The following is a 15,436-nucleotide window of genomic DNA, read 5'->3' as shown; positions in this document are numbered from 1 at the left end:
AAGGAGCAACCGAAGGTTGCAGGAAAGGTGGAAAATCAGCAAAGCTGATTTTATATTTTAAAGCAACAAAGTCGCAATATAACTGCTTTTGCCTATGCAAAAGCTACCTTCACCTGTGAGCGAAGCGAGCGCCTTACCTGTGCCAAAGGCACTCCTTACCTGCAACCTACGGTTGCCCTTACCTAAATAAAATGCTTCACATTTTATTTAAAGTATGCTTTCATTAATTTTTGTGCCATGTTGGTTGCGTTATAACTATCGTTTCCACCCTCTTCTGAAATTATGGCAAAAGCTATTTCTGGATTTTCGTAAGGCGCGAACCCAACAAACCAAGAATGCGGTATTTTATCGCCACTATCTGTATCTGCAGTTCCTGTCTTACCACAAACATCTACTCCAGACACCTTCGCCTTGGTACCTGTACCCTTTGTTACTACTGATTTCATATATTTCTTAATCAGCTCTGCATTTTCTGAAGTTGTTACTGTAGTTAGCTCTTTAGGTTCATAACTCTTAATAGTTTTACCTTCATTATCTATAATTTTACTCACTACATTGGGTTCCATCATAACTCCATTATTTGATATAGCTGAAGCTATTAGTGCCATCTCTATAGGACTTGCTAATACTCCACTTTGACCTATTCCACTTTGAGCTATATTACCTTTTTCATAACTTTTATAGTCTGGAAATACACTGCTATCAATTGTTAGCGTTCTTGACTGTATATCTTTATTAAAGTAAAATTTCTCAGCAGTTTCTCTTAAAGAAGAACCTAATTCCATTGCTAACTCTCCGAAAACTACATTGCTAGACCTATAAAAAGCTTCTTCTAAGTCAATATTTCCAAATGCTTTTCCTTTATAATTTTCTAGGTATTCACTTTCATTAAACTGTATTTTACCATTATCCTTAAATGTTTTTGAGTCAACTCCAGTAATATTTTCAAGAGCACTAGTCCCAGTTACTATTTTAAAGGTAGATCCGGGAGGATATAATCCAGAAACTGCTCTATTTAAAAATGGAGTATCTTGATTTTGAGAAAGCTGTTCCCAGTCCTCTTGAATATTATTAGGATTAAATCCTGGTTTTGAAACCATAGCTAATACTTCTCCTGTCTTAGGATTTAAAGCTACGATAGATCCTTTTCTATCTCCTAATATATCATAAGCAGCTTTTTGAAGTTCTAAGTCTAATGTAGTAACTACATTATTTCCAACCTTATCCTTCTTATTAGGGTTAAAGAAGTCTTTTATTCCTAAAGTTTTCCCAGATAACTGCTCATCAAATTTCTTCTCTATTCCACTCATCCCATACCTTATATCATAATAACCAACTACATGTGCCAATGCCTCTCCACCTAGATATTCTCTTGTTTGAGAGAACTCACCTGTTTTTTCTCCTTTAGTTAAAGGGTTCATATTTTTATCATATATTGTTCCTCTTAATACTTTATCTCTTTCTGCCTGAAATCTCTTATTATATACGCTATTTATTGCCATTTCACTTTTAAACAGTGCATTATAGCTGATATAAGATATAAGTGCTAAGAAAAGTAATAGAAATACTGTCATTACTTTTTTAATATTATTTTGTAAATTATTCATAACTACTACTCTCCTCCGAAATCTTTTGTATTATTCCTAGTGAAAAATAACTTATAAGCATAGAGCTTCCACCATAACTAACAAAGGGCAATGTTATTCCCGTAAGTGGAATTGCACCTGTAACTCCTCCAATTATAATGAGAACCTGTGAAACTATCATAGTACTATAACCAACAGCCAACAATTTAGAAAAATTGTCCTTAGCATAAATTGCTGCTCTAATACATCTATAAAATAACAAAAGATGCAATAATATTATAGCAAACCCTATAAGAAGACCTAACTCTTCGCAAATAGCTGCAAATATAAAATCAGATTCTACTACAGGAATATACTTTGGATATCCATTTCCAAGACCTTTTCCAAAAAATCCTCCATTTGCCATAGCAATAAGAGATTGAACTACTTGAAGCCCTTGGTCATAACCATATTTCCATGGATCTTGCCAAATCATTACCCTTACCCTGACATGTGAAAATAAAAAATATCCTGCTGTAGCACCTACTACAAATAATATCAATGCAGTAATTACATATTTCCAATTTGCAGTAGCAATATAAAGCATAGTAAGAGATATAGCAAAAAATAGTAGGGCAGATCCCAAATCTGTTTGAAGAAGCATGAATATCAAACTTATCATAACTACTATGGCTGGCTCTATTAAGCATATATATTTACAATGTTTTTCAGCATTTAATCCAATTTTACTTCCTATTTTCTTAGAAAACTTAGAGGGCTTACCATAGTCTTTTAATGCCGAAGCTAAGTATGCTACCAAGGTAACCTTTCCAAATTCAGAAGGTTGAAATGAATATCCAAGTATGCTAACCCAGTTCTTAGCACCACCTACTGTTTTCCCCAAAAAAGTACCCATAGACATAAATGCTATAGTCATTATTAAATATAAATATTTATATTTATCAAAAGTTTTTAAATCTGGTAATATAACAACAATCAATATAAATGCAGCAACACCTAGTGAAAAAATTATTATTTGCTTAGCAGCTAAAAAGCTTTTTGCACCTTCTGCCATATAATTTCCTCCTGAAATAGGAAGATCTAAACGATATATCATTGCTATACCTATAACTGCTAATATATTTGAAAACAATAAAATATATTTATCTCCATCTGGAAAAAATTTTCTTATAATGAAATGAGAATAAGCAAGAAGACCGCATATTATTAAGCCTATGATTAGTGGTCCTTTATCAAAGGTTGGTGTTAAAATGGCTGCATTGAAAAATAGAGTAACTACCAACAAATAAGTTAATCTAAGTACTCTTTTCTCATCTTTAATAGTATTCATATCTTCATCCTTTCGAAAGCTATAGTTTAGTCATCTGAAATAAAATAATAATCCACTAATTATTCTTTAATATTTATCTGATTACATAAACCTAAAAATAGCACTTCCAACTTTTATTTTATCTCCAGAGCCTAAAATAACCCTATTAGTAACCTTTTGGTTGTTTATAAAAGTTCCATTGGTACTTCCTAAATCCTCAAGAATATATTCACTATTTCTTAAGAAAATTTTCGTATGATGAGAAGAAACATATTTATCCTCTAAAATCACCATATTTTCACTATTTCTCCCAATTGTGAGTTCTTCGCTAATAGGTATTACACCACCTCTTCTAAGGTTGCTATTATCTCCTGATTCAATAACCTCTAGTCCTGTAACGGCTCTTTTAATTTTTTTCTTACTTTTCCCAACAGACTTGGTGTCCTTATACATAATCTTAAGTGCATAGAATATTATGAAGTAAACTACAGCTATAATTACTAAATTAAGTACAAATCTAAAACTACCCATAAATTAATCTCCTTTAACAATTATCAAATATCAATGATCAATCCTCAATGGTTTTGGAACCTATTTACGATTGAGTATTGATCATTGTTCTTGACTATTGTAATAATTATATCATTTTTTTCAAATACTGTCCTGTATAGGATTTAGAGCAGTTTACTACTTGTTTTGGAGTCCCTGTACAAATTATAGTTCCTCCTTTATCTCCTCCCTCAGGTCCTAAATCTATGACGTAATCTGAACACTTTATTACATCTAAATTATGTTCAATAACAATTACAGTGTTTCCACCTTCCACCAAACGTTGAAGAATTTTTATTAGTTTATTAACATCATCAATGTGAAGCCCTGTAGTAGGTTCATCTAATATATAAAGTGTCCTTCCTGTACTTCTCTTTGATAATTCATAGGCAAGTTTAATTCTCTGAGCCTCTCCTCCTGATAAAGTAGTGGAAGGTTGGCCTAATCTTATATAAGATAAGCCTACATCCATTAATGTTTGTAATTTATTAGCTATTCGTAGATGATTCTCAAAAAATTTTAATCCTTCTTCAACTGTCATATTCAACACATCATCAATAGTTTTCCCCTTGTATTTTACTTCTAGGGTTTCTCTATTATATCTCTTTCCTTTACATACCTCACAAGGCACATATACATCTGATAGAAATTGCATTTCTATTTTTATAATTCCATCACCCTTACATGCCTCACATCTTCCGCCCTTAACATTAAAACTAAACCGTCCTTGCTTATATCCTCTAGATTTAGATTCCGTTGTCATTGAAAATACTTCTCTTATTAAATCGAATACTCCTGTATAAGTTGCTGGATTACTTCTAGGAGTTCTTCCTATAGGACTTTGGTCTATATTTATAATTTTATCTATGTTTTCACTACCTAGTATTTCTTCATGTTTACCAGGAAGCTTCCTTGAATTATTAACTAGTTTATTTAATCCTTTATAAAGCACTTCATTTACCAGTGTACTCTTCCCTGAACCAGATACTCCACTAATAGAAGTAAATACTCCTAATGGAAATTTCACCGTTAGATTTTTTAAATTATTTTCTTTGGCTCCTTTTATAGTTATAGTCTTATTTTCATCTATTTCTCTATAACTCTCTGGAACATCTATTGACTTTTTCCCACTCAAATACTGTCCTGTTATAGACCTTTCACATTTCTCTATTTCATCTATTGGACCTGCTGCTATAATTTCTCCGCCATTTTCTCCAGCACCTGGTCCTATATCTACAATAAAGTCAGCAGCTTTCATGGTATCTTCATCATGCTCTACTACTACAAGAGTATTTCCTAAATCTCTTAAGTGCTTCAAGGTCTCAATAAGCTTATCATTATCCCTTTGATGTAGCCCTATACTCGGTTCATCTAATATATATAGCACTCCCATTAAACTAGATCCTATTTGTGTAGCTAGTCTAATTCTTTGTGCTTCTCCACCAGATAGAGTTCCCGCTGAACGAGTTAAATTAAGATAATCCAATCCTACGTTTCTTAAAAATTCTAACCTATTTATTATCTCTTTTAATATTTGCTCTGATACAAACTTATTTTTCTCAGAAAGATTTAGACTCCTTATGAATTTTATTTCATCTATTATTGAAAGAATACAAAATTCATAAATATTTTTTCCTCCCACAGTTACTGATAATGCTTCTTTGGAAAGTCTAGCTCCTCTACATTTTGGACAAGGATTATCACTCATATACTGCTCAATATCTTTTTTTATATAATCTGATGCAGTTTCCATATATCTTCTTTTTAAATTATTTATAATCCCTTCAAAGGCATAGTTATAAACTCCTGTTTTAAATTCCTTTGTATACTCTATTTTAAGTCTTTCTCCATTAGTTCCATATAAAAGTGCATTAAGCGCTATATCACTAAATTCTTCTATTGGTGTTGAGGAAGTAAAACCATATTTCTCTCCAAGAGACTTAAGCATAGCATAAGTCCATGAATCTTCCTTTAAACTTCCATCTCCAAAAGTTAATATGGCGCCCCTTTCAATAGATTTACTTCTATCTGGAATTACCAAGTCCTCATCTATCTCCATAAGGGTCCCAAGTCCATCACAACTATCACACTTTCCAAAAGGTGAGTTAAATGAAAACATCCTTGGCTCTATCTCCCCTATACTTATTCCACAATCTACACAGGCAAAATGCTCGCTAAATAGTATGTCTTCTCCATCTATAATATTTACTATTATTAAGCCCTCTCCAAGCTTTAGAGAAGTCTCTATAGAGTCTGAAAGTCTTGCTTCCATTCCCTCTTTTACCACAATTCTATCTATTACTATTTCAATAGTATGTTTTTTATTTTTCTCAAGTTTTACTTCTTCTTCTCCTAAATCTACTATTACGCCATCTATTCTAGCTCTTACATATCCATTCTTAACAATATTTTCAAGAATCTTTACGTGTTCTCCCTTTTTACCTCTTACTATAGGAGCTAACACTTGAATTTTAGTCCTCTCAGGTAATTCCTTTACCTTATCCACCATTTGGTCTACAGTTTGTTGAGTTATCTCCTTTCCACATTTAGGACAATGTGGAGTTCCAACCCTAGCATATAAAAGCCTTAAGTAATCATATATCTCAGTAACTGTTCCAACAGTAGATCTTGGATTTCTACTAGTAGTCTTTTGATCTATTGATATTGCTGGAGATAAACCTTCTATGTATTCAACATCTGGTTTATTCATCTGTCCTAAAAACTGTCTTGCATAAGCAGATAATGACTCCACATATCTTCTTTGTCCTTCCGCATATAACGTGTCAAAGGCTAAAGAAGATTTTCCTGAACCTGAGAGTCCCGTAAATACTACAAATTTATCTCTTGGTATTTCTAAATCTACATTTTTGAGATTGTGTACCTTTGCTCCTTTAATAAAAATGCTATTCCTCATTCTTTTCTCCCTCTATAATCTAAATTGTTTTTTAACCTTTATTACTTCATCTCTTAACTGAGCTGCTCTTTCAAATTGTAGGTCTTTTGCAGCTTGTTTCATTTCCTTTTCTAACTTAGCTATTATCTTAATTGCTTCACCTTCACTGATGCTCTCAGGATTAAAGCTATCATAACTAGCTTTCTCCTCAGCCACTGTAGATATTTCAATGACATCTCTTATGTCTTTAATTACTGTCTGAGGTATTATTCCATTTTCTTCATTGTGATCCATCTGTATCTTTCTTCTTCTATTAGTCTCACCAATAGCTTTTTCCATGGATCTAGTCATATTATCTGCATACATTACAACTCTACTTTCAGAGTTTCTGGCTGCTCTTCCTATAGTTTGAATTAAAGACGTTTCACTTCTTAAAAATCCTTCCTTATCTGCATCAAGTATAGCAACCAATGCAACCTCTGGAATATCTAATCCCTCTCTTAGAAGGTTTATCCCTACTAAAACATCAAATTCGCCTTTTCTTAAATCTCTTATTATTCTCATTCTTTCCAATGTATCTATATCTGAATGTAGATATGTAATTTTAATTCCCATATCTTTAAAATACTTAGTTAAATCCTCAGCCATTTTTTTAGTAAGAGTAGTTACTAATATTCTAAAGCCCTTATCTATTGTTGCTTTAATCTCACTATATAAATCATCAATTTGACCCTTTATAGGTCTTATTATAACCTCTGGATCCAATAGACCAGTAGGCCTTATTATCTGCTCTGCTACATTCTCTGAGTGGTCATTTTCATATGGACCAGGGGTAGCACTTACAAACAATACTTGATTAAATTTATCTTCAAATTCATTAAACTGTAGTGGTCTATTATCATAAGCCGAGGGTAATCTGAATCCATATTCTACTAGTGAAGTTTTTCTCGATCTATCTCCACCATACATTGCCCTAGTTTGAGGAAGTGTAACATGACTTTCATCTATAAATAAAAGAAAGTCCTGTGGAAAATAATCTATTAAAGTTTGTGGTGGTGTTCCTTTGGCCCTTCCATCTAGTATCCTAGAATAATTTTCTATACCAGAGCAATATCCAACCTCTCTCATCATTTCAATATCAAAGTTAGTTCTTTGCTTTAATCTCTGAGCCTCTAATAGCTTATCCTGAACCTTTAACTCTTCTAATCTTTCCTCAAGCTCTTTCTCTATCTGTCTTATGGCTATTTCTAATCTTTCTTTCGAGGTTGCAAAGTGAGACGCTGGAAATATAGATACATGCTTCATACCCTTTAATATTTCTCCTGTAAGTACATCAAATTCTCTTATTCTATCTATCTCATCACCAAAGAACTCTACTTTTATACCCTTATTTGTAGATGCAGCTGGAAATATATCTAGTACATCTCCCCTAACTCTAAAGGTACCTCTTACAAAGTTTATATCATTTCTCTCATATTGAATATCAACTAATTGATTTATAACTTTATTCCTATCCTTTTCCATTCCTTCTCTTAAGGATACTGTAAGCTTTTTATACTCTTCTGGATTTCCAAGTCCATATATACAGGAAACAGAGGCAACTACTATTACATCTTTTCTCTCTATAAGTGCAGATGTAGCAGAGTGTCTCAATTTTTCAATTTCATCATTTATAGATGCATCTTTCTCAATGAAAGTATCTGTCTGAGCTACATAAGCTTCAGGTTGATAATAATCATAATAAGATACAAAATATTCTACTGAGTTTTCAGGAAAGAATTCTTTAAACTCTGAACAAAGCTGAGCTGCCAATGTTTTATTATGAGCCAATATTAAAGTTGGTTTTTGAACTCTTTCAATTATATTTGCCATAGTAAAAGTCTTTCCCGAACCTGTAACCCCTAAAAGTGTTTGATATCTTTTATCCTCCATAAGCCCATTTACAATACTATCAATGGCTTCTGGTTGATCTCCTGTAGGTTTAAACTTGGAATGAATTTTGAATTCTTCCATAAACTCACCTCATAAATACAAAATTAAAGATTTTGATTCTCATCATCTTTATTTCTAATTTTATCTAGTATCTCTGAAAAATTTTCCTTATTTCCCTTAACAACTTTAAAATTTCTTGGGACTTCTCTAGGTACAATTACCATTCCTAAATTTAGTGTACCACTTGGTATATTTCTACTAACATCTATGATTTTTCCCTCTAATTTTTTTATCTTCATAGAAAGAACTCTCGGTACATTTTGAAGCACATTAAAAATAATATCATCTTTAGTTAATAATTGATTATTAACTTCAATTATTAAATCTCCACTTTCTATTCCCATTTCCTTAGCTACAGAATTTGGAGCTACAGTGAGTACACATACGCCTTCTGTATTACTAACATACTTGCATTGATTTTTTTGCTCTGCATATTTTTCTAGATATAGCATCCCTTCATGAGCTGCCGGTACTGCAACTAATAGTATTATTTCCATGACTATGCCTAAATTAGTTAGGAAAGATAAAGCTATAACTAATAATCCAAATCCACTGATTAATAATCCAGAAAATAGTGGTTTTTCTTCTTTAGTTTTAGTAAAGGTAACTGAATTGTATCCCACCGCTGCAAATAGTGGTAATGCACCAATTACCATAGTAGCAAATAATTCTATATTTTTACTATGACTAATAATAGGCCACCACTCCGGAGTAGCTACTACTTCTCCCCCTATATTTCCACTGGTAGCTTCTATCATCAATAAAATAGTCATTGGAAGTATCCAATATCTCCTAAATGCAAACCCTCCAACTATTTTATTTTCTCTATTCCCAAATACAGGTAATGCTCCTCTTTTACCATCTACCATTACCAAAATTCCTTCAACTAAATGCATTACTCCTATAAGTGCCAGTAATGCTGCAATATCTATATTTAAAAAGTTTAATTTACCATCATTAAACATTTTAGATAAAATATACATGAAAATTGACAATAATCCTAATATAGAGCCTGAGTAAGATAAACAAACCCATTTAGGATTAAAAAACACAAGGGCTATAGATAATATAAATAGCACATATATATTAGAACTTGTATCAAATACTACTCCTAAATATGTAAAAATCATACTAGCTAGAACTCCTCCAAATATTCCTATAACTATCTGAGATATGGTTAATTCAAAAGCAGATATGGAATTTTGTCCCATTATCATTTTTTCCATCATATTTGCCTTTTTATTTTTAAAGTAAAACAAAATAGACAGCATTATTAAAATAAATGCATAAGATGGTTCCACAATAGCATAAGAAACTTGTTCTAAAGTATATTTAAGCATTTCCATTTATCGTATTCCTCCATATGCTAAAAAATATGTAAAAGATGACAATGTCATCTTTTTAGTTAATTGCGACCAATGGCCGCAGTAAATTGTGCCACAGGCACAGAGAAGTGTTCATTCCGCTCACAGTGAATTGCTCACGTTGTTCGCAGAGATTTATTCACGACCTTCGGAAAGAGGCTTTTCCTTAAACAAAAGCTTTATATTTCAAAGCCCAATCTCTGCGGCAAAGGCACACTTCCCTGAAATCGTAGATTGCAATTCTCTGACGTAGCAAATTCACTGCAACCAACCATTGCTATTTCACAATTTTTCCTCTTGCAACTTCTAAAGCTTTTTGAAATTGTGGGTCCACAGCTCTATCATATGTCTTCTGTCTTAACTCATCCGGATATTTAACTTCTACATCTGGCTCTATGCCTAATCCATGGATATTATTTCCATTCGGAGTAAAGTATTTTGAAATTGTAACTTTTAATGCAGTTCCATCTCCAAATCCATCTTTCTCTCTATAGAAGGTAGTTTGAACGACTCCTTTACCAAAAGTTTTTTCTCCTACTAAAGTTCCTAATCCATAATCTTTTATAGCTCCAGTAAATATTTCTGATGCACTAGCACTTCCTTCATCTATAAGAATTGTAAGCGGCATCTCTTGAGCCTTTCCTCCTACAGAGTCATAATTTTTCTTATTACCATTTTTATCTTCTGTATACACTATATTTTTGCCTTTTTCAATAAATTCTGAAGACATTCTTACTGTCTGATCTAAAAGTCCGCCTGGGTTCTCTCTTAAATCTACTATTAAACTTTTCATACCCTGAGATTCAAGATTTTCTATAGCTTTTCTAAAATTATCAGCAGTATTTTCATCAAACATAGAAACTTGAATATATCCGACTTCACTATCTATCATCTCTTTTTTTACTGTAACCATTTGAACCTCTGCTCTTGTAGCTTTAACGCTAATATCACCCTTACCTTCTCTATATATAACTAAATCTACAACTTCTCCTTCTTTTCCCTTCATCATAGACACAGCCTTCTCCATGTCTTTTCCTGCTACAGCTGTTCCATTCACAACCTTTATAATATCTCCTTGAATTATTCCTGCCTTTTTAGCCGGAGAATTCTCAAAAGTCGTCATTACCACAATGTTATCATCCTTAGCTGCTACTTGAATTCCAAGTCCCACATAATTACCTTCTGTTTGTGACATAAAATCTGAAAATTCTTCCTTATCCATATATGTAGTGTATGGATCCTTAAGTGCTTGAGCCATGCCCTCAGCCGCTCCATCGATTATTTTTCCTTCATCATATTCACCTAAATAATATTTATCTATCTTATCTTTTATTGTAAATAGCTTCTCAAAATCAATAATATTTTCATAGGTTTTTCTACTAACTAATACCTTACCATTTGGCAACATAAATGATAAAAAATTTGTACCTAAAAAAGTTACTAGATTAGTAACTAGCAAAACGATTACTGTATTTATTATCCATTTTCTTTTTTTCTTTTTGTCAATGTCCATAAACTCACCCTCTCAATTAAATACATATATATTATTTATGATAATACCACATAATTATAACTAAATTATTAATTTATTATATATTAATACTTTCATATTATGGTATTATTATACACAAATAAGACTAAGAATTTTATTTCTTAGTCTTATCCATTGTACATCTAAATTAAACTTTTAGGAACTTTCTCATTGATATAATACTTCCCAGAGCTCCAATTACTGCTCCGCAGATAATAAATTCCCAAATTACATATTTCCATATATATGAAGTTCCCACTAAGCTAAATCCAAATAATACTTCCTGTGATAGTCTTCCAACTAACATAGAATATGCCACATTCAATATTACAACTGAAATTAAGGCACCAATAACTCCAAGAATTATACCTTCTATAATAAATGGCCATCTAATAAACCAGTCAGTAGCTCCTACATACTTCATTATTCCAATTTCCCTTTTTCTTGAAAAAACAGTTATTTTAATAGTATTACCTATTAAGAATAAGGAAACCACAATAAATACTAAGAACCCTATCCCACCTGCAGTTTTAACTGATTTAGTAAGAGTAGTTATTTTTTCGATAACTTCTCTAGCATCTTTAATTTTTTCTATACCAGACATACCTTTTACTTGGTTAACAACTTTATCAACTACTTCTGGAGTTCCAACTTTTATAGTAAACGAAGCTGGAAAAGGATTTTTATCTTCAAATCCTACCGTCAAATCTGATGAATCTTCACCTAATTGTTCTTTAACATTACTTAATGCTTGTTCCTTAGTCTCAAGAATAGCCTCTGTAACTCCCTCAACAGCTTCTATTTTTCCCTTTATAGCTACTTCTTCTTGCTCTGTAATATCATCCTTTAAATAGATTTTTACCTCTACTTGCGAACCTAATTGTTCTACAGCTTTATCTACATTCACAACAGCTAAGGTTATTACTCCTAATATAAATAGAGTTGCTGCCACAGTAGCTATTGAAGCTGTACTTAAAGTTTTATTTCTAGTTATACTTTTAAAAGCTTCCTTAAAGAAATACTTAACTGAATCAAATTTCATATCCGTATTTCCCCCTTTCTTCATCCCTTGCTACTGTTCCTTTTTCTATAGCTATTACTCTTTTCTTCATCATATCAACTATATCTTTAGCATGGGTAGCCATAACAACAGTAGTTCCTGCTCTATTTATATCGCTAAGTATATCCATAATCTCTATTGCAGTTTCAGGGTCTAAATTTCCTGTAGGTTCGTCAGCAATTAGTAGGGATGGACTGTTAACAATGGCTCTTGCTATAGAAACCCTTTGCTGTTCTCCTCCTGAAAGCTGATTCGGGAAAGCATTTCTCTTTTTAGTTAATCCAACCATAGATAACACAGCTGGTACTTTTTTTTGTATTTCCTTATCACTAGAACCGATTACCCTTAATGCAAAGGCTACATTCTCAAAAATATTTAGAGTTGGAATTAATCTAAAGTCCTGAAATACTACGCCTATTCTTCTTCTGTAATAAGGTATATCTTTATGCTTAAGCTTAGTTAAGTCTGTATCTGCTACTACTACAGTACCTGCTGTAGCATCTACTTCCTTTAATAATGTTTTTATAAAAGTAGATTTTCCTGCTCCACTTGGCCCTACCAAGAATACAAACTCACCTTTTTCAATATGTACATTTAAATTTGATAAGGCTAGGACATTATTATTATAAACCTTAGTAACATTTTTAAAATCTATCATAATTTTAAACTCTCCTTGGTAACTTTTTATATTTTTATACACACCCTGTTATAAAAACCTGTGTATATTATATCATAAAAATAATTTATACAAACCCTTAAAAGTAAAAATAACGTGAACAAAAATATAATTTTTAAAAAAACTCATGGAAATATATCCATGAGCTAATCTATATGTATAATTATGTATAAATCATATACATTGTTACATCTAAAATTAGAGTGTAAACTACTATAAAAATACAAATTATAGTTATAACTGTAACCAAATTGAATTTCGAGAAATATTTTTGCCAATCATCATTGTAGTCTAATGGTCTTAAATGCGTCATAGGCATTAAATATCCAATTGCACCTATTAACATCCCTCCACAAGCTGTAATAAATCCTGCATTTCTAATATACAATAAAATATCATATATCCTAATACCATTTCCCTTTATTAATTGAGATAGTAAAGATATTATAGTTCCTAAAATTATTGGGATCAGGGCAAATTTAAAAGATAATTTAAAACAATATAATAAATCTCCCAAACACAAAGATAATTTGTTTGTATTGTTTCTCATTCAATTCCCACCTTATAATTTTTAATTAGAATGCAATTATATTTTACTACAACTACACTCTAATTATACTTTTTACTTCATTTGAATTCCTTTTTTAACTTCTTTGACAATACTTTCTGCAGTTAATCCATAAGCCTTCAATAACTCATCTGGTTTTCCGCTCTCTCCAAAGGTATCCTTTATACCAACTCTTAATACCGGTACCGGAGCATTAGTAGTTATAACTTCTGATACTGCTGACCCTAATCCACCTATTACACTATGCTCTTCAGCTGTGATTATAACTCCTGTATCTCTAGCCGCTTTAATTATTATGTTCTCATCGATAGGTTTAATAGTATGAATATTTATTATTCTTACTTTTATTCCTTCTTCTGCTAGCAAGTTATATGCTTCTAATGCTGCATCCACCATAATTCCAGTAGCTATGATTGTGGCATCCTTTCCCTCTCTAAGGGTTATGCCTTTTCCTATTTCAAATTTATAGTCTTCATTATCATTAATTACTGGAATTCCACTTCTTCCTAATCTTACATAGCAAGGTCCATTATATTTAGTTATAGCCTCTATAGCTGCTTCTGTCTCAACACCATCACTAGGGCTTATAACCACCATATTAGGTATACTTCTCATCAATGAAATATCTTCCACTGATTGATGAGATGCACCATCTTCTCCTACAGTTAATCCTGCATGAGTAGCACATACCTTTACATTTAATTTTGGGTAGCATATTGAGTTTCTTATTTGCTCAAAGCCTCTACCTGCTGCAAATATAGCGAAAGTAGATACAAAGGGAATTTTACCACAAGCAGCAAGTCCTGCTGATACTGACATCATATTACCTTCTGCAATTCCCATATTTATAAATCTCTCTGGACAAACCTTCTTAAAATCAGCAGTTTTTGTTGATTTTGATAAGTCTGCATCAAGAACCACTATATTTTCATTTTCTGCCCCTATTCTTGCTAAAGCTTTTCCATAGGCTTCTCTAGTTGCTATCTTACTCATTATTCTTCTCCTCCAATCTCTAATAATGCTTGTGTACATTGCTCTTTATTTGGAGTTGAACCATGCCATCCTGCTTCATTTTCCATAAAGGATACACCTTTCCCTTTTATAGTTTTGCATACTATCATAGTTGGTTTATTTTTTACTTTTTTACCTTCTTCTATTGAATTCTTTATAGCCACCAAGTCATGACCATCTTCAAGAAATATTACATTCCATCCAAATGCTTTAAATTTATCAGCTATAGGATTAGGATTCATTACACTTTCTATGTTTCCATCTATTTGAAGACCATTATAATCTACAAAAGCTGTTAAGTTATCAAGTTTGTAGTGAGCTGCACTCATGGAAGCTTCCCATACTTGACCTTCTTCAAGCTCACCATCTCCTAATAATGTATATACTCTGTAATCTTTTTTATCTAATTTCCCTGCTAATGCCATTCCAACCGCTGCTGAAATTCCCTGTCCTAGTGATCCTGTGGACATATCTACGCCTGGTACATAATTCATGTTAGGATGTCCTTGAAGCATTGATCCCTTCTTTCTAAGAAACATTAGTTCCTCTTTATTAAAAAAGCCTTTTTCTGCAAGTACAGCATATAATACTGGTGCAGCATGTCCTTTAGAAAGTATAAATCTGTCTCTATTTGGATTATTAGGGTTTTTAACATCTATATTCATTTCATTAAAATATAGTGTAGTCATAATCTCCACAGCGGATAATGATCCACCTGGATGTCCCGATCCTGACTCAGTAAGCATTTCTATTATATTTTTTCTTACTACTTTAGTGATTTCTTTTAAAGACTCTAGTGATTTATTCATATCTTACCTCCTAGATTTACGTATAAGATTATTATAACAATTTTAAAATCATTCTCAACTCTTTTTTAAAACCTTAAAATAAAAAGAT

At 32.1% G+C, this 15,436-nt stretch carries 12 protein-coding genes; all 12 read right to left on the bottom strand.

Annotated features, from left to right (window positions below; translation table 11 throughout):
• Window positions 1-203: 203 nt before the first annotated feature.
• Complete coding sequence (locus ACI48Q_RS01975; RefSeq protein ID WP_474917364.1) at window positions 204-1,607, bottom strand: peptidoglycan D,D-transpeptidase FtsI family protein; 1,404 nt, start codon at window positions 1,605-1,607, stop codon at window positions 204-206.
• Window positions 1,600-2,916, bottom strand: coding sequence for an FtsW/RodA/SpoVE family cell cycle protein (locus ACI48Q_RS01970; RefSeq protein ID WP_474917363.1), 1,317 nt, complete (start codon window positions 2,914-2,916; stop codon window positions 1,600-1,602). Before ACI48Q_RS01970 ends, ACI48Q_RS01975 begins: the two co-directional genes overlap by 8 nt.
• Window positions 2,917-2,997: 81 nt before the next feature.
• Entirely contained in the window at window positions 2,998-3,426 is a 429-nt protein-coding gene (locus ACI48Q_RS01965; RefSeq protein ID WP_474917362.1) for an FHA domain-containing protein, read from the bottom strand.
• Between the two features lie 106 nt (window positions 3,427-3,532).
• Complete coding sequence (gene uvrA, locus ACI48Q_RS01960; protein ID WP_474917361.1) at window positions 3,533-6,358, bottom strand: excinuclease ABC subunit UvrA; 2,826 nt, start codon at window positions 6,356-6,358, stop codon at window positions 3,533-3,535.
• Between the two features lie 12 nt (window positions 6,359-6,370).
• Window positions 6,371-8,350 (bottom strand): excinuclease ABC subunit UvrB, encoded by a 1,980-nt coding sequence (uvrB, locus tag ACI48Q_RS01955; RefSeq protein WP_474917360.1) that lies wholly within the window; start codon window positions 8,348-8,350, stop codon window positions 6,371-6,373.
• 23 nt (window positions 8,351-8,373) lie between these two features.
• The gene (locus ACI48Q_RS01950; protein ID WP_474917359.1) at window positions 8,374-9,675 is read right to left on the bottom strand and encodes a PDZ domain-containing protein; all 1,302 of its coding nucleotides are present in this window, start codon (window positions 9,673-9,675) and stop codon (window positions 8,374-8,376) included.
• A gap of 295 nt (window positions 9,676-9,970) precedes the next feature.
• Window positions 9,971-11,206 (bottom strand): S41 family peptidase, encoded by a 1,236-nt coding sequence (locus tag ACI48Q_RS01945; RefSeq protein ID WP_474917358.1) that lies wholly within the window; start codon window positions 11,204-11,206, stop codon window positions 9,971-9,973.
• 166 nt (window positions 11,207-11,372) lie between these two features.
• On the bottom strand, window positions 11,373-12,266 hold the full coding sequence (gene ftsX, locus ACI48Q_RS01940; RefSeq protein ID WP_474917357.1) for a permease-like cell division protein FtsX: 894 nt from the start codon (window positions 12,264-12,266) through the stop codon (window positions 11,373-11,375).
• Window positions 12,256-12,942 carry a cell division ATP-binding protein FtsE gene (gene ftsE / locus ACI48Q_RS01935; protein WP_474917356.1) on the bottom strand — a complete coding sequence of 229 codons (687 nt, stop codon included), beginning with the start codon at window positions 12,940-12,942 and terminating at the stop codon, window positions 12,256-12,258. Before ftsE ends, ftsX begins: the two co-directional genes overlap by 11 nt.
• A 181-nt stretch (window positions 12,943-13,123) precedes the next feature.
• Window positions 13,124-13,510: a hypothetical protein gene (locus ACI48Q_RS01930; RefSeq protein WP_474917355.1), complete on the bottom strand. Its 387-nt coding sequence runs from the start codon at window positions 13,508-13,510 to the stop codon at window positions 13,124-13,126.
• Between the two features lie 72 nt (window positions 13,511-13,582).
• A complete protein-coding gene (locus ACI48Q_RS01925) occupies window positions 13,583-14,521 on the bottom strand; it encodes a transketolase family protein (RefSeq protein ID WP_474917354.1) in 939 nt (312 codons plus the stop codon).
• Window positions 14,521-15,348 carry a transketolase gene (locus ACI48Q_RS01920; RefSeq protein ID WP_474917353.1) on the bottom strand — a complete coding sequence of 276 codons (828 nt, stop codon included), beginning with the start codon at window positions 15,346-15,348 and terminating at the stop codon, window positions 14,521-14,523. Before ACI48Q_RS01920 ends, ACI48Q_RS01925 begins: the two co-directional genes overlap by 1 nt.
• Window positions 15,349-15,436: the final 88 nt, after the last annotated feature.

It is taken from the genome of Clostridium sp. LXY-7, from assembly GCF_056172015.1.
Note: the sequence above shows the minus strand (reverse complement) of the source record. Positions and strands in the feature narration are given on the sequence as shown.